Consider the following 16,667-nt stretch of genomic DNA (forward strand, 5'->3'; position numbering starts at 1 on the left):
CCTGCATGTCATCTGGCACGCACCAGGATGTAGAGCCCGCCAGCCCCACCGGGGACGGCGGGCTCTCGCCTATTACCAGGATTCGCCTCGGCGTCGCCTACGACGGCACAGGCTTCGCAGGGTGGGCACCGCAGCGGGACCAGCGCACTGTCGCCGGTGTCATCGAGGACGCGCTGAGCACCATCCACCGGGTACCCGTCGTGCTGACCTGCGCAGGCCGGACCGACGCGGGAGTGCACGCCACCGGGCAGGTCGCTCACGCCGACCTGCCCACCGAGAAGCTGCCTGATGATCCGGCAAGGCTCGTGCGGCGCCTCGCGCGCATGCTGCCCCGCGACGTTCGTGTCACCAGCATCGCGCCCGCGCCGGAAGGCTTCGATGCGAGGTTCTCCGCGCTGCGCCGCCACTACGTGTATCGCATCACCACCGCGCCGCATGGAGCGAGCCCACTGGCCCGTGATGTCCTCGCCTGGCCGCGCGAGGTCGATACCGGACTCATAGCCGAGGCCGCCGCAGGCCTCGAGGGACTGCACGACTTTGCTGCGTTCTGCCGACGCAGGGAGGGCGCGACCACGGTGCGGCACCTGCAGCGCCTCGAATGGCGCCACATAGCGCCGCACCAGCACGAGGTGCATGTCACCGCGGATGCGTTCTGCTGGTCGATGGTGCGCAGCCTCGTCGGCGCGCTGCTCGCGGTAGGGGAGGGGCGCCGCGCCCCGTCCTGGACCGCGGGCCTGCTGGAGCTGCGGGAGAGATCAAGCGCTGTGTCGGTCGCGCCCGCGCATGGACTCACCCTCGTGGGCGTGGACTATCCGCCCGATGACGCGATGCGGGCCCGTGCGGAGCTCACCCGGCAGGTGCGTGAGCCGCTCGGGCAGCGATGCTGCGAGTGACGTAGTCGGTCTCCTCCGGGATCGCCACCGCCGTGAGATCAACATGGCGGGATCCCACCACGAGACGCAACCGCTGGGGCGCCTGCGGCGACTGCACGATGTGCACATCAGGCTCGACCAGTGAATCCTCCGTGCGGTCCTGCCGTGCCGTGTCCTCCACGGCGAGGATGGTCGTGCCCACGGGGGCGGGGACAGTGGGCTCGCGGCCGTCGAGGGCGAGGAGCAGGGGATCGCTAGGGCGAGGCTCCTGCCATTCCTTGTCGGCGAACGCGATCTGCCCCTCGTTCCCCAGGTCGACGAGGGCCTGCCACGAGTGCGGGCGGTCGGTTGCGATGCGTACTTGCGCGCCGGTCGCGGCGGCACGGAGGACGACCTGCTGGGCGAGCGCGAGCTGGCCCGTTACCCGGACATTGGTCCCGGCGCGGGAAGCTACCGGAATGCTGATGGCTCGATCATGCTGATCGACGCCAACGAGCTGCCCGCATCCGGTGACCGGTACGCGCAGCGTGGCGAGGTCCTCCCGGGTTGCGTGCAGGATCCCGTCCCGGCCGACGATGTCCTTCGCGGCGTATCCGCTGCCAGGAACCAGGGCTTGGGCCGCGAGCGCGCGCTGGCCGGTCGTCGAGATCGTCCGCGGGAACCGGGGAAGGCCGCTAGCGGAGACCGCATGGCCAATGACTCCGTGGATCTCGAAGATGGGAGCCCCCGAGGCGGGGTTGCCCGCGGCCTCGCCGGGGCGCAGCGACAGCGCTAGTGCTGACTCGGGGGCGGCGGGCTGCCAGGCACGCAGCAGGTGATCGGTGGTGAGGGCTCCCGGCTGGATTCCAGCAGTGCGGTCCATCGGAGCAAGATCGGCGCGCAGCCCGGCAAGGGTCGCGCCGGTGCACCGCACGGTACCGAGCCCCTCGGCGCGCAGCATCCGCTGCAGGCGTCGTGCTGCGATATCGAGCGCCTGCCGGGTACCCCGCGCTCCGCCGCCGCGCCGAGCAACAGCATCGCGCTGCGCGAAGGGATCGAGCCGCAGCACGATCCAGGCACGGCGGTGGGCGGCGACGGGCAGCGCGCTCAGGATGCGGCCGTAGGCGTTGCCGAGGGGATGGCCGGGGGCGCTCGAGCTTCCGCGAATGATCACATCGATGCCGCTCAGCGTGATGTCGTACTGGGCCAGCGCGTCGGCGAGCACCGCGAGCGGGACCGGGGCCGCGCCTGCGTGGGAACCGGGACTGGCGGCGGTGGGCGCGAGCGGCGCGCTGGTGACCTCGAGCACCGCGCACGCGTCCCCGCCCGGATACAGCACCACGTCGTGCCCGATCAGCGATGGTGCTTCGATGCTCGCGCCACGCTGGCCGCTCAGCAGGGCCAGCCAGGTGGTGATGTGGCGGCCGCGTATCCGCAGGAGCAGCAGGGCGGCGGTGAGCGCCGTAGCGATCATGACGGCTTGTGGCTGCCAGCCGAAGATGATCCCGGCCGCCGCGACGGCAACGGCGCTGGCTTGTGCCAGGATGACCGCATCGATCGGCCATCGCTGCATGGCGCGCATGATGATTGAATCCATTTTTCCCCCAGTTATCGCAGTAGCGAGCGCGCGGCGTGGCTGTAGTTGTGGTGCGGGCTCGCTTACAGAACCCCGTAATGGAATTTCGCCCCCCGGCGATCTATTATCAGGAGTGCGCGCCCCTCATGGGGGAATTATCGAGGGTCGCGCATGATTCGCGCAAGTCCAGGGGGAATTATGGCGGGTCAAGTGACCACGCGTACGCAAGTGAGTGGATATCGCTTTCATCTCAAGCGGATGGATCATGCGCTGGTCCGGGGTGATGCACGAATGCTGGCGGACCCTATCCGGTCGCAGAATCGCGCGCTCGCAGTGGGGCTGGTCCTCGCGGTGCTGGGCCTCGCGGCATGTGGAGTCCTCGCGGTCCTCAAGCCGCTCGACAAGCTCTCGGGCTCGTTGATCGTGGTGGGGCGCGATACGCAAGGCGTCTATGTGCGGATGGATGACACTTTCCATCCGGTGACGAATCTCGCGTCTGCCAGGCTCATCATCGGCTCGGGCGACGAGGCCGCGGTGATCAACGAGGATGAGCTCGCGGAGTACCCTCGTGGCCCGTTGCTCGGCATCCTCGGGGTTCCGGCAGTGCATGCGGCAAGCTCGGAGGGGGAGTCCTGGGCGGTGTGCGACACCATGACGGGCAAGGGGAGCGCCGCGGCGGTGCGCACCGCGGTGATCGTCGGTGCGCAGGATCATGCGCTCGTCCAGCACGGCGCGCGCCGCGCGGTTCTCGTGCAGGCGGAAGGGAAGCACTACTTGTTGCACTCGGGCCGACGGTCCCGCGTGGATCTCGACGATCGAGAGGTCGTGCTCGCGCTCGGTCTCGACGGCGTGCGGCCACGGTTGATCAGCGCGGCGCTGCTCGCCAGTATCCCCGAGGCCCCGGCGCTCGCTCCGCCCGTGATCGCCGGGCGTGGCGAGCAACCGGGCTTCGCTGCGGCCGGGCGCCAGGTCGGAGAGGTATTCAAGGTGCATCAGGCGGGGGAGACGCAGTACTACGTCGTGCTGCAGGACGGTGTGCAGCAGGTCGGGGAAGCTGTCGCTGACCTGGTCCGGTTCACCGATTCGCTGGGCGCGGGCGCGATCCCGGTGGTGACGCCGGATGTGCTGAGCGGACTCCCCTCGGTGCAGGAGCTGCCGGTGGGCACCTACCCTCGGAGCGCGCCGGAAATGGTCGATGGCAGTGACGTGCTGTGCGCGGGGTGGAGCGTGTCCGCCCAGGGCGATCGCGCGCGGATCATGTCGGGTGCCGAGCCCCCGGTGGCCCCGGGAGCGAGGATGATCACGCGCATCGGCGAGGCTGTCGCCGGAGAGCTTCGCGCCGACGAGGTCTACGTGCCGCCGGGCGCTGGCCGCTACGTGTATCCGGTCGTCGCCGCGGGCAGCGAGCTTCCTGCCGGTGCACGCTCCGCGTTGCCGCACTATGTGGCCGACACAGGCATTCGGTACGGCATCCCTACTGGTGAGGACGCGGAGGCGCTGGGGGTGGCGGTGGAGCCGTCGCCGGTGCCGTGGGCAGTGCTGCGGCTGCTGGAGCCGGGGCCCGCGCTATCGCAGGAGAACGCGTTGATGGCACATGGTGGCGTCCCGGACGCGAGCGCTCGCTAGCAGGAAGCTCGCGAAAGCAGCGGAACGAGGCGCGCGGATATTGCCGACCAGGATTCTTCCTCGTCGGCAATTCCCGTTCTTCGCCAGCAATACCCGTGAATGCATCGGGGCGCGCAGAATACGAATGCACTAGGTGTGCGGTTCGCGCTTCCGTGGGTACCGCCCGGATTTATTCGCGACGACGCCCGGCGACGAGAAGCGCAATAGAGGTTGCCATGACAATCCCGAAAGCCGTGACCGCGGCAATGGTCCCGGCTTGCCCCTCCGAATCGGTCCCGATCGACGGAGCCGCCATGGGCTGGGCTGGCTTCCCCCGGTAGGAAGCCTTCTCGACAGTGGCTGACCGATCCTCGAGCTCCGCGGTGACAGCCGCGACTGGGTCGACGATCCCATGCCCGACGGTCGGGCTCCACCCCTCGGCAGGGGCATGCGCGGTCGCCAGGATCCGGTCGATCACCTCGCGCGCGGCGAGCTCGGGGAACCGTTCCCGGACCAAGGCGGCGGTGCCGGCCACAAAAGGTGCCGCGTAGCTGGTGCCCGCGATCTCGGCGAGCTGGACGGAGCCCGTCTCGTCCTGGTGCGCGATCGAATCCGAGAGGCCGTCGGAGGCCGGGTCGAGGGAGATGATCCCTTCGCCTGGAGCGGCGATATCGACCCAGGGACCATTGAGGGTGAAAGCCGAGGGAGCGCCATTGGTGTCGACCGCAGCGACGGCCAGCACGTAGTCGTCGTACCAGGCAGGTGTCGCTATCGTGCCGAACGCATCCCAGTTCGGCAGGCCGCCATCGTGCGGGCTCGCCGCCGGGTTGTGCTTGCACGGGCCTTGCTCGGTCGCGTTTCCCGCGGCCGCGACGACGACGACATCCCGGACATCCACGGCATAGCGCAGCGCGGCACCAAGCGCCCGGTCCTCGAGGGCCAGCCTCGCTGGGGCGCAGGCGACCTCGGAGATATTGATGACCGTTGCGCCGAGGTCAGCCGCCCGGCGCACGGCCATGGCCAGGGTCATCACGGTGCCGGTGGAGTTCTCGGACTTGTAGCTATTCTCGTCGGAGCGGGCGGATTGCCCGAACTTGAGGCTGGACTGGCGGATCGACAGGATTGTCGCATCGGGCGCGACCCCGGAGAAGGAGTCGGTCGGGCTGCTGGTCGCGGCGACGATGCCGGCGACGAGCGTGCCATGGGCGTCGCAATCCTCGGTGCCGTCCCCAGTGCCCACGAAGTCGCCGCCAGCGATGAGCCCGGGCAGCCGCGGATGCGGGCTGACGCCGGTATCGATGACCGCCACGATCTGTCCACGACCGCGGGCGAAGGGCCACGCGGACTCGTAGCGCAGGGACTGGGCCGCATGGGCCAGCGCCGCGGGATCGAGGTCCTTGCTCGCGGCGCCCGCGGTGCAGGTGAACCGCTGCGTGGTTGGCTCGAGCGGGGCAGCGGGCGCGCCCGGGGGCAGGAACGCATCGTCGACCGCGGGTGGCTGGGCCGTCACGGTGCCGGTCCCGACAACGAGCGCGAGACCAAGTCCAGCGAGGGAGATGCCAAGCCGGCTACTGGTTGCTGACGGCGCGGGCATCACAGCCCCCGTACGTAGCTGAACAGGTCGAGGGCCCATAGCCCGGCCGGCACCGCGAGCGCGAGCATCAGGTACTCCAGCAACTCGACGAGGCGGTATTGCACGGGCGTGTAGGTGCCGCCCGGCAGCATGGCTCCCACGATGAAGGTGCCGATCAGCAGGGCGAGCGCCACGACGACGGTGGCGGTGGTGGGCACCAGTGGGGACCACGCCGCCCCCACCATGGCCGTGGTGGCTACCAGGGCGCCCGTGCTCGCGATGATCACTGCCGGGACGGTGCGCGCGATTCCGCGGCCACGTAGCAGGAACGCGGATGCGATCACGGCGAGAAGCGCGAGCTTCGCGTATCCGCGGGGATCGTCGGTCGTCGCGAGGTGGAAGGCCGTCACGGTGGCCGCGCCCGCGCTCAGCGCGAGTATCGCGGCGAGCAGGCCATCGAGATAGCGGTAGGCCACGACTGTGCGGGTCTCGACGTCCGCGGTCGCGGTGGCGGGATCGCTGGCGAGACCTGGCGCGTCGCCTGCCGGATCGGCCAGCGATAGGGACATGCCGGGCGAGGGCACGGGGGGCAGCGGGAGCCGAGCGAGCGCCACCGAGAGCCGTGGGGCGAGGGCGGCGGCGAACGGGCTGGCGGCGAGGAAGGCCATAGCGCCGTGGACCGGGGTCACGTCAGTGATCATCAGGAGGATCGTGCCAAGCGCGACAAAGGCGGCGATGGTCGCCAGGGAGGTCTGGATATGCGCGGTCTCCGGGGCCTGGCGGGCCGCTATGACCATCAGGCACAGCGTGTAGATCGCGGCGATGAGCGCGTGGGGAGCGCCGGGGCCGCCGGGGACGAGTTGCCCCAGCACCCCGGCGACCAGTGGCACGGTCGCGATGAGAAGGCTCGTCGTGGCCCAGGGTGATCGCGTGCCCTTGCCCAGCAGCGCGAGCGTGATCAGCGCCGGTATCGCGAGCAGCACGATGCTCGCGAGCGCGAGATGCGTTCCCGCGGGAGCGCGGAGCATGGAGACCGCTGCGACGAGGGCAGCGACGACGAGCAGGAGGCACGTGATGGGGTGGGCCCTACCGGCGGCCCAGCTCGACGATTGGCTGCTGGAGTAGCTCGCTACCGCGTCGATGACATCGTCGGACAGCACCGACGGAGGCGCCTGCTCGGCGGGGCTGAGCAGCAGCAGCTCGCCGTTGCGGATGCCAAGGCGTCCCAGCGAGTGGTTGAGATCGAGCGGCTCGCCGCCAATGCGCGCGACGGTCCATCCACCGCCAGGCTGCCGCTCGGTGTCGTCACCGGCGGCCGTGAGCTCCACGAGCCGGGGCATGAGCAGGATCAGCGGCACAGTGTCAGGCAGGGCGATGTCGATCTGCCGCGTGGGCGAGACCACACAGATGTGGCAGAGCGATGGCGCATCGCTGGTACCGAGCTTTTCCTGCGACAGATCGTTCACGCGAGTTCCCCCCGGAATTCGTGGCGCCCGGCGGCGATGCGAGAAGGCCACCGAGCGTGCTTGTGCTAGTGCGCTTTCCGGTTCCCATACCGGTGGCGCGAGATGGTTCCGAGCACTGGGATACCCCCATCGTCAGTGCTTGGACCCCTCCCAGTATGTGCTGGATCGGTGAGTTTGGAAAGTCGTAGAGGAGGTTTGCGATGCTAGAGTACTTGTGCGTCCCGGGTCGCCCCGGGAGCGAACTGGCGCGGTGCAAGCTTGCCGCGCCACGTGCCCGCTTGGGGGAGTGGGGCACGTAAAAGCCTGTTCACAGGGGGGAAACGCGATGAGCATCGTGCATGTTGTTCGTGGCCGCCGCAGCGAGGCGCCGATCATGCCGGGCGGTGAGCTCGGTCTCAGCACTCCACCGGAGCTGCCCCGGTCCGTGCCGGGCAACATGGTGCAGAAGCTGCTGCCCGTGGTGATGGTGCTCGCGATGATCGGCATGGTCGCGCTGATGTTCTCCTCGGGGATGGCGCGCAACCCGATGATGCTGATGTTCCCGGTCATGATGGCCGTGTCGATGGTCGGCATGCTCGCTAGCTCGGGCGGACGGGGCGGAACGAGCACCGCGGAGCTCAATGAGCAGCGCAAGGACTACCTGCGCTATCTCGGTGATGCCCGCACCGACGTCGTTGATGCGGCGTCCCGCCAGCGCGCGGCCGTTGAATGGCATCATCCTGCGCCCGAGGGACTGTGGTGCCTCGCGGGCAGCCACCGCATGTGGGAACGCTCGGTGGATGACGACGAGTACCTCTCCGCGCGCATCGGTATCGGCGCGCAGCGCCTCGCGTTGTCCCTCGTGCCACCGGAGACTGGCCCCACCGAGGATCTCGAGCCGATCTCGGTGATCGCGCTGCGCCGCTTCGTGCGAACCCATTCCATCGTGCCTGACCTGCCGGTGGCCTTGTCCATGCGCGGATTCGCCGCCATCACCATGCGGGGCGCCACGGGCAGCCGCACCGAGGACGCGCGCTCGGTCGTGCGCGCGATGGCCTGCCAGCTTGCCTTTTTCCACGGTCCTGACGACCTTCGCATGGTCGTCATCTGCGGCGATGCCGAGCTTCCCGAATGGGAGTGGGCCAAGTGGCTGCCCCACGCCGAGCACCCGCGCCGCCGCGACATCGCGGGCCCGGAGCGGATGATCTATCCCAGCCTGCACGATGCCGCGGAGCGGCTGGCCCCGGTCCTCGAGGGCCGGTCGCGGTTCGTCCGCGGTGCCCCGGCCACGGCAGGCCAGCCGCACGTGCTGATCGTTGTCGATGGAGGCATCGTCGATGGCGATGAGCCACTGATTGCTGGCGACGGCATGGATGGCGTGACCATCGTCGACCTGGATGGGGCGGCAGCCGCCCTGTCCGATCGCCACGGGATATCGCTCCTCGTGGACGGGGGCCAGATCGGCGCCGAAGGCCCGAGCGGGCCGGAGATGTTCGCTCGCGCTGACCAGCTGGGCCTTGGCGTGGCGCGCATGACAACGATGGCCCTGTCGCCCTACCGCATCGCGGCCCCCGGCACCGTGCACAGCGCGCAGGACCCGACCGCCGCGGGACTGCCCGATTGGGCAACGATGATCGGTGCCGGTGATGTGGCACGCTTCGATCCCGGTGCCATGTGGCGCCCGCGCCGCGGGCGTGACCGCCTGCGCGTGCCGGTGGGGCATGGCGAGGACGGCAGCGTCATCGAGCTCGACCTCAAGGAATCCGCGGAGAACGGCATGGGCCCGCATGGCTTGTGCGTCGGCGCCACCGGATCCGGCAAGTCCGAGTTCCTGCGCACGCTCGTCCTGGGCCTGGTCGCCACGCATTCGCCCGAATCCCTCAATCTTGTCCTCGTGGACTTCAAGGGCGGTGCCACGTTCCTTGGCCTCGAGGGCGCCCCGCATGTTGCCGCGATCATCACCAACCTCGCCGATGAGATCACCATGGTCGACCGGATGCGTGACGCTCTCGAGGGCGAGATGAACCGTCGCCAGCAGGTGCTCCGCTCCGCGGGCAACTTCGCCAGCGTCGCCGAGTACGAGCGTGCCCGGCACAACGGTGCCGCGCTCGATCCGATGCCGGCGTTGTTCATCGTCGTCGATGAGTTCTCCGAGCTGCTCAGCCAGAAGCCTGACTTCGCCGACCTCTTCGTCATGATCGGCAGGCTCGGCCGGTCGCTGCACATGCACCTGCTGCTCGCCAGCCAGCGGCTCGAGGAAGGTCGGCTGCGTGGCCTGGAGAGCCACCTGTCCTACCGGATCGGCCTGAAGACGTTCTCCGCGCAGGAGTCCCGCTCGGTGCTTGGCGTCCCTGATGCCTACCACTTGCCGCCCGTTCCCGGTGCTGGCTACCTGAAGGTGGATTCCGCCGAGCCGCAGCGCTTCAACGCCTCCTATGTCTCCGGTGGCTACGTCCCGCCCGCCACTGTCGAGGATGCCGCGGTGGCCAGCGGCACGGGGGAACTGCGCGTGGTTCCCTTCACCGCGCGGCCCTCCGATCCGGAGCCGGCGCAGGAACAGGCAAACGCTCCCGCGCGTCCGCGCCCGGCGCCCACCGCGATGCAACGCACTGTGCTCGACCTGGTGCTCTCCGCGGTGCGTGGTCGCGGGCCCCATGCCCATGAGGTGTGGCTGCCTCCGCTCGCCACATCGCCCACGGTGGGCCAGCTTGTTCCGCCCGCCCAGCGCATCCCCCGCGAGGGAGCTGGGGGTGGCGCGCTGCGCGTGCCCATCGGCATCATCGATCGCCCCTATGACCAGCGCCGCGATCCACTTGTCATCGATGTGTCAGCCAGCCAGGGCAATATTGTTGTCGTAGGTGGCCCGCAGAGCGGCAAGTCCACGACGATCCGCACCATCATCATGGCGCTCGCCGCGACCCACACCCCGCGCGAGACGCAGTTCTATTGCCTGGACTTTGGTGGCGGCTCCCTCGCCGGGCTCGCCCAGGTGCCGCATGTCGGCTCCGTCGCGAGCAGGCTGGAGCCGGACCGGATCCGTCGCACCGTCGCCGAGGTCACCACGGTGATGCGGCACCGCGAGAAGCTGTTCCAGCGGCTTGGCATCTCCTCGATGTCCGAGTACCGCCGGGCCCGGGACCAGCAGCGCGACACCGGCTGGCACAGCATCGACGATGCACCATTCGGCGATGTCTTCCTCGTTGTCGACGGCTGGCAAACCGTCCGCCAGGAGTTCGAGGAGCTCGAGGCCGCCATCGGTGCCCTCGCCACGCAGGGCCTGTCGTTCGGCGTGCATGTCATCGCCAGCGCCTCCCGGTGGACGGACTTCCGGGCCGGGACCAAGGACCAGCTCGGGACGCGCATCGAGCTGCGCCTGGGCGACGCCAATGATTCGGAGATGAACCGAAAAGCTGCCTTGCTCGTGCCCGAGGGACAGCCCGGGCGCGGCATCACCCGGGAGGGCCTGCACATGCTGATCGCGGTGCCCACGTTCCTTCCTCCAGCGGATCCGCACGACCTCACCGATGGTGTCGGCGCGGCAGTACGGGAACTCCGCGAGCGGGCGGGCGACCGGGCGGCTCCGCCGGTGCGGATGCTGCCCGCGCAGTTCTCCCGGGATGAGCTCGACCTGCAGGCCAATGCCAGCAACCCGCTGTCGATCCCGATCGGCATCAACGAGGCGGAGCTACGCACCGTATCGGTGGATTTTTCCTCGCAGTCGCACCTCGTGGTTTTCGCGGATTCCGAGTCCGGCAAGACCGCCCTCCTGCGGTCGCTCTGCGAGGGCATCATGGAGCGAAACACGCCCCAGCAGGCGAAGATCCTGCTCGCGGACTTCCGTCGCACCATGCTCGGCGTGGTCGAGACGAATCACCTCGCCGGGTACGCGGTCTCGGCCGCGAACCTGCAGGACCTGATCGGCGAGCTCGGCGCGTTCCTGCGCGATCGCCTACCCGGTCCTGGCACCACCCAGCAGCAGCTGCGGGACCGTTCCTGGTGGTCGGGGCCCGAGGTGTTCGTGATCGTTGATGACTACGACCTCGTCGCGACCAACGGCGGCAACCCGCTCTCGGGCCTGCTCGACCTGCTGCCCCAGGCGAAGGACGTGGGCCTGCACCTGATCATCGCCCGGCGCACAGGTGGTGCCTCGCGAGCGTTGTTCGAGCCGGTAATGGCATCGCTGCGCGATCTCAACCCGATGGGGCTGGTCATGAATGGCAGCCGCGACGAGGGCGCGTTGATCGGCTCGGTGCGGCCCAGTGAGCAGCCTCCCGGCCGCGGCGTGATGATCACTCGCGGTGGCGGAGAGCAGCGGGTCCAGCTCGCGTGGACCCCGCCGCTGTGACGATCCCTGGCGCGGCGAACCCGAACGAGGCGACCCCGGGCCAGCGAATCATCGTGATCGGGCCCGGGCGCATCACCTGGCGCGAGCGCGGCCGGATCGTGCGCCGACCGACCATGGTCAGGCTGCGCGGCAGCGCCATCGTCGTGGGAAACGAGCACGATGGCGAGGAAGCCGGGCCCGCGCCGACCGAGGCCGAGCTGCTCGATGCCGAGCCCGACCCATTCGAGTTCCTCGATGATCCGGTGCTGGCGTTCGCTTCGGCGACCGTCCCGATGCCGACAGTCCTGGATGCGCTCGCGCTGCACGCCCGGCTGGATGCGCGCGAGCCAACCGACACGCTGGTCATCGTGCACCCGACGTGGTGGCCGTCGGCGCATCGCCGTGCCCTGGCCTCCGCGATGCGCCGCTACGGGAGCGTGGTGCAGCTCGTGAGCGCTGCGGTGGCCTGCGCGGCGGACCGCACGAGGCGCTATCCGGGCGAGAGCCGGCTCGTGGTCGTTGAGCACGATCCGCTCCGGCACGTGGAGACGGTCCTCGACATCGAGTCGTTCCCGCCGAGGGTGCTCGCGACGAGCATCCACGATCCCGGTGCTGCACCGGCTCGCGCTACCAGGGCGGGTCCATCGATCCCGCACCACGATTCCTCGGTGACCGCTACGGACGAGTGCCTGCTCGACGGCGCGGCTGCGCTCCTGCCCGGCACGTACCTGAAGCACCCTCCGGCAGCGTGGGGCAGCAGAGGTGGCGATCTGCCCCGGGCGCGACCGCGGCCGCCACGGGAATCCAGTCCGGCTCGTCGCGGTAGCTTCGTGCTGGTGCTGGCGTGCGCCCTGGCGCTCCTCGGCGGTGCCGCGCTGCTCCTGGCCGTGATCGGGGAGAACGATGCCCACGATCTGAGCCTGTCCAGCGCGCCCGTATCCAGTGGCCCCGCAACGACCTCCGCCGCCGAGGCTCCAGGATCGGACCACGGTGCTGATGCCACCATCGGTGATCTCCAGATCACGCTGCCGACGGGCTGGGGGATGGGCTGGAGCGATTTCGCGGACCACCACGATCCGGGTGGGTTCCTGGCGGAGCTGCTGCCGTTCGACCATTCCGATGAGCGGCGGATCCTGATCGCGCGGCGCGGCCCCGGCTCCGGCATCGAGCAACAGGGGATTGCTGGCGCGGTCACGCGACTCGTGGACTCCGACCCGCAGCTCGGGCACGCTTCGGTCGGCGAGACCGGGGCGGAGGCCGCCTACCGAGAGGTGCTGGTCGACGCCCGTGGCGCAGAGCGGGGCAGCGTGACGTGGTTCGTCGTCCTGGTGGGCGGCAAGCAGGCCAATATCGGGTGCGAGTCGAGCGGGGCCGCTGCCGCGGCGGACTCGGCGTTCTCGGAGTGCCTGGGTGTCGTCAGGACGGTGCGACACGTGGGCTAGCCCCGGCAATTTCATCTGTGAGCCAGATCACTTCTCGCTGTCCATGCAGCTCAAGGCGCATTTATCAGAAAGAACATCGAGGGCGTCGGATATTTCTCGAAGATTTCTTGCCCGAGCGGAACCAAACCGGGATCCATCGCGTCAGACATTAGCGAACCCGGAGAATGCGACCGCGGCAGTGCTAGGGCCAGGTATCGATCACGCCGGGTCCATCGGAACTAGGGGAGGGAACCCATGAGCAACAACTTGACGACCACCACCGCGGACATGAACGCCGCCGCCAACCATGTCAAGCAGGTCAGCGAGGATGTGAGCGCCCAGCTCAACGCGCTCCACGCCAAGATCGCCAACGTCGAGGGCGCGTGGCGCGGCCAGGCCAAGGGTGCGTTCGGCTCGCTCATCAGCCGCTGGGACGCCGAGGCGGTCAAGCTCAACACTGCGCTCTCGGCGATCAGCGATGCCATCCGGGAGAGCGGCCGCAAGTACGACGGCGCCGAGGTTGCCAACGCCAGCTCGCTCAACAATGTCGGCGGTCTCCTGAACATGTCCTAGGCGCTGGGGCCGTCTCGAGCCGGCAGCGTCCCGCCCCTGCACTGTGTGTCAACGGTGCTGCACCACTTCTGCGACCTCACAAGGAAGAACGTCATGTCTGATCAGATCAAGTACAACTTCGGGCAGATCGAGGCGCTCCGCGCCGATCTCGCTACCTCTGCCGCCAACCTCGACAACACGCTCAACGATCTCAAGGGCTATGTGTCGAGCCTCGCGGCATCCTGGGACAGCAACGCCTCCGCGAACTACCAGGCGCAGCAGCGCCGGTGGGACGATGCCGCGCTGAACCTCAAGCTCATCCTCGACGCTGTGGGCCGGGCCGTGGGCGACGGCAATGACCAGATGCGGGACGCCGAGCGTGCCGCCGCGCAGCAGTGGGCATGATTCCCCGATAGCTGCCCGCTGCGAGCAGCCCCGATGGAAGGAGAGGTCCATCGGGGCTGCTTTCATATTTGACCAGCGGAAATGATTCGCGGTAGAGTACCGCCTCGGCATGTAGCACAGAGGGGTCCCCGGGTCTCAACCGGCCGCCGGGTCCGGCCCCGCTACGCCGCTTGGCCGGCAGCAATACGAATAAGACGAGGTAGAACCGTGCCTACGTACAGCCCCAAGGCTGGCGACGTCACGCGCACCTGGTACGTCATTGACGCTACCGATCTGGTGCTCGGACGGCTCGCAGTCCAGGCCGCGACCATTCTCCGCGGCAAGCACAAGCCCACATACGCACCGAACTTCGACGGTGGTGACTATGTCATCATCGTCAACGCCGAGAAGGTCGCCCTCACCGGCAACAAGCGTGACAACAAGCTGGTCTACCGCCACTCCGGCTTCCCCGGCGGCCTGAAGTCCCGCACCATCGGCGAGGCGCTCGCGACGCGCCCCGAGCGTGTGGTGGAGAAGGCCATCGTTGGCATGATCCCGAAGAACAAGCTGGGCAGCCAGATCGCGACGAAGCTCAAGGTCTACGCGGGCCCCGAGCATCCGCACTCCGGCCAGAACCCCATCCCGTTCGAGATCAAGCAGGTGGCCCAGTGACCACACCGGAGGAGCAGGACGTGACCACGCCTGAATACGAGAACGTAGACGAAGGCATCGTCGCCGAGGAGTCCGCGGAGATGGTCGTCACCGAGGACGTCGCCGAGGATCTCGTCGACGAAGGCTTCACCACCGAGTCCGAGCCCGAGGCCGCGGCCCCCATCATCCTTGACCGCCCCGTGCAGACCGTGGGCCGGCGCAAGGAAGCCGTGGTTCGGGTGCGCCTGACCCCCGGCGACGGCCAGTTCACGCTGAACGGGCGCAGCCTCGAGGAGTACTTCCCCAACAAGGTGCACCAGCAGCTCATCAAGGCACCGCTGGTGCTCGTTGAGCGCGATGGCGCGTTCAACATCCACGCCCGCCTCCATGGCGGCGGCCCCTCGGGCCAGGCTGGCGCGCTGCGCCTCGCCATCGCTCGTGCCCTGATCGACGTCACCCCGGATGATCGGCCCGCCCTCAAGAAGGCTGGCTTCCTCACCCGTGACGCGCGTGCCACCGAGCGCAAGAAGTACGGCCTCAAGAAGGCCCGCAAGGCGCCTCAGTACTCGAAGCGCTGATCGAGCGATACGTGCTGGCGATCCATTGCCGCACGTGATCGTGAGCAGGCCCGGACCGCACAGGTCCGGGCCTGCTCCCGTTTCGCGCACCATGCCGCTGCCTGCGATCCCGGAAGCGGGGCGGGGACACCGGGCAAGTGACACCGGGCCGTCGTGGAGCCCAACCGGACAAGATAATGCGATAGTTGACGTCGACGACGTGGAAGGGAAGTGAACGGGCGGATGAGTCGACTATTCGGAACCGACGGAGTGCGGGGGCTCGCCAACGCTGATCTCACCGTGGAGCTCGCCGTATCAGTGGCCAGCGCCGCCGCCGGAGTCCTCGCGCGTAGCGCGGAAGCCCCCTCCTGCTCGCGGTCGCTCGCCATCGTTGGCCGCGATCCCCGAGCCAGCGGCGAGATGCTCGAGGCCGCCGTCACCGCAGGACTCGCGGCGGCAGGCGTTGATGTGGTGCGCGTTGGTGTGCTGCCCACCCCAGCCGTCGCCTACCTGACCGCGGCATATGATGCCGCCCTCGGCATCATGATCTCCGCCTCGCACAACCCCATGCCAGACAACGGCATCAAGATCTTCGGGCCCGGCGGTCGCAAGCTGCCCGACGATATCGAGGATCAGATCGAGACAGCCATCGCCGAAGGCACCACTGAGCGCCCCACCGGCAGTCATATCGGCCGCATCACCGATGCCCCCGATGCCCAGGACCGCTACCTCGCGCATCTCGCCACCACCATCTCCACTCCCCTCGAGGGCATCACCGTGGTGGTCGATTGCGCGCACGGTGCCGCATCGAGCACAGCGCCTGCGGCCTACGCCGCCGCCGGTGCCACGGTCATCGCGATCAACAACGAGCCCACCGGGCTGAACATCAACGAGGGCTGTGGCTCCACCCATCTGACGATGCTCCAGGACGCTGTCGTCGAGCATCAGGCCGATATCGGGCTCGCGCACGACGGGGACGCCGACCGCTGCCTCGCCGTGGACGGCCACGGACACATCGTCGATGGCGATGCCATCATGGCGGTTCTCGCCATCGCCATGCGCGATGCTGGCGAGCTCAGCGAGGACACCCTAGTCGCGACCGTGATGAGCAACCTGGGCCTGCACATCGCCATGCAGGGCGAGGGCATCACTGTGCGCACTACCGGGGTGGGCGACCGCTATGTCCTCGAGGAGCTCAAGTCCGGTGACTACAGCCTCGGCGGCGAGCAGTCCGGCCACATCGTCATGCCGGAATATGGCACCACGGGCGATGGCCTGCTCACCGGGCTGCGCCTGATGGCCCGCATCGCCGAGACGGGCAAGCCCCTCAGCGAGCTCGCTGGGGTCATGGAGATCCTCCCGCAGGTGCTCATCAACGTGCGGGTCCGGGACAAGAACGCGGCGACCCGCGACATCCTGGTCCAGGCCGCTGTGGCCGACGCCGAGCAGGACCTGGGCGAGCGCGGACGCGTCCTCCTGCGCCCCTCGGGCACCGAGCAGCTCGTTCGCGTCATGGTGGAATCCACCACGGCGGAGCACGCGCAGCGCGTCGCGGAGCAGCTCGCAGAGGTTGTTTCCAGCGTGTAGGGACCTGGCCTGGTGGGCCAGTCGGTTACATGGTGGGCCGAGGCTCTGGTGGGCCGGTCGGTCTAGCCGCAAACGCGATAGAAGCTGCAGGAATCCCAGGTCGGCTTCTATCGCGTTTGACGTTTTCCGGTGCTTTTGCAG

The 16,667-nt window shown here is 68.7% G+C and carries 12 protein-coding genes; 9 read left to right on the plus strand and 3 right to left on the minus strand.

From position 1 onward, the window contains the following. The first annotated feature begins 5 nt into the window (after nt 1–5). A complete protein-coding gene (gene truA, locus QC765_RS11230; protein WP_278314528.1) occupies nt 6–893 on the plus strand; it encodes a tRNA pseudouridine(38-40) synthase TruA in 888 nt (295 codons plus the stop codon). Here truA and eccE read toward each other — a convergent pair. Beyond that, nucleotides 847–2,448, minus strand: a complete 1,602-nt coding sequence (eccE, locus tag QC765_RS11235) for a type VII secretion protein EccE (RefSeq protein ID WP_278314529.1) — start codon at nt 2,446–2,448, stop codon at nt 847–849. The two genes, truA and eccE, sit on opposite strands and share 47 nt — an antisense overlap. Before the next feature lie 177 nt (nt 2,449–2,625). Here eccE and eccB point away from each other — a divergent pair, with 177 nt between their 5' ends. Next, on the plus strand, nt 2,626–4,053 hold the full coding sequence (gene eccB, locus QC765_RS11240; protein ID WP_278314530.1) for a type VII secretion protein EccB: 1,428 nt from the start codon (nt 2,626–2,628) through the stop codon (nt 4,051–4,053). Between the two features lie 169 nt (nt 4,054–4,222). Here eccB and mycP read toward each other — a convergent pair whose 3' ends face one another. Both mycP and eccD read right to left on the minus strand, forming a co-directional pair. Then, nucleotides 4,223–5,626, minus strand: a complete 1,404-nt coding sequence (mycP, locus tag QC765_RS11245) for a type VII secretion-associated serine protease mycosin (protein ID WP_278314531.1) — start codon at nt 5,624–5,626, stop codon at nt 4,223–4,225. After that, entirely contained in the window at nt 5,626–7,071 is a 1,446-nt protein-coding gene (gene eccD / locus QC765_RS11250) for a type VII secretion integral membrane protein EccD (RefSeq protein WP_278314532.1), read from the minus strand. The genes mycP and eccD overlap by 1 nt, the downstream gene beginning before the upstream one ends. A gap of 325 nt (nt 7,072–7,396) precedes the next feature. Between eccD and eccCa the strand changes: the two genes are divergently transcribed. The 7 genes from eccCa (at nt 7,397) to glmM (ending at nt 16,526) form a co-directional block, all read left to right on the plus strand. After that, nucleotides 7,397–11,395: a type VII secretion protein EccCa gene (eccCa, locus tag QC765_RS11255; RefSeq protein ID WP_278314533.1), complete on the plus strand. Its 3,999-nt coding sequence runs from the start codon at nt 7,397–7,399 to the stop codon at nt 11,393–11,395. Further along, on the plus strand, nt 11,392–12,816 hold the full coding sequence (locus tag QC765_RS11260) for a hypothetical protein (protein ID WP_278314534.1): 1,425 nt from the start codon (nt 11,392–11,394) through the stop codon (nt 12,814–12,816). The genes eccCa and QC765_RS11260 overlap by 4 nt, the downstream gene beginning before the upstream one ends. Nucleotides 12,817–13,050: 234 nt before the next feature. Continuing rightward, a complete protein-coding gene (locus QC765_RS11265; protein ID WP_278314535.1) occupies nt 13,051–13,368 on the plus strand; it encodes a WXG100 family type VII secretion target in 318 nt (105 codons plus the stop codon). A gap of 93 nt (nt 13,369–13,461) precedes the next feature. Beyond that, nucleotides 13,462–13,752 carry a WXG100 family type VII secretion target gene (locus tag QC765_RS11270; protein WP_278314536.1) on the plus strand — a complete coding sequence of 97 codons (291 nt, stop codon included), beginning with the start codon at nt 13,462–13,464 and terminating at the stop codon, nt 13,750–13,752. A gap of 207 nt (nt 13,753–13,959) precedes the next feature. Beyond that, the gene (gene rplM, locus QC765_RS11275; protein WP_278314537.1) at nt 13,960–14,403 is read left to right on the plus strand and encodes a 50S ribosomal protein L13; all 444 of its coding nucleotides are present in this window, start codon (nt 13,960–13,962) and stop codon (nt 14,401–14,403) included. After that, nucleotides 14,400–14,960 carry a 30S ribosomal protein S9 gene (rpsI, locus tag QC765_RS11280; protein ID WP_278314538.1) on the plus strand — a complete coding sequence of 187 codons (561 nt, stop codon included), beginning with the start codon at nt 14,400–14,402 and terminating at the stop codon, nt 14,958–14,960. The genes rplM and rpsI overlap by 4 nt, the downstream gene beginning before the upstream one ends. 222 nt (nt 14,961–15,182) lie before the next feature. Beyond that, the gene (gene glmM / locus QC765_RS11285) at nt 15,183–16,526 is read left to right on the plus strand and encodes a phosphoglucosamine mutase (RefSeq protein ID WP_278314539.1); all 1,344 of its coding nucleotides are present in this window, start codon (nt 15,183–15,185) and stop codon (nt 16,524–16,526) included. The last annotated feature ends 141 nt before the right edge of the window (nt 16,527–16,667 follow it).

The sequence above is a fragment of the Hoyosella levis genome (assembly GCF_026008515.1).
In the GTDB taxonomy this organism is placed as follows: Bacteria; Actinomycetota; Actinomycetes; order Mycobacteriales; family Mycobacteriaceae; genus Lolliginicoccus; species Lolliginicoccus levis.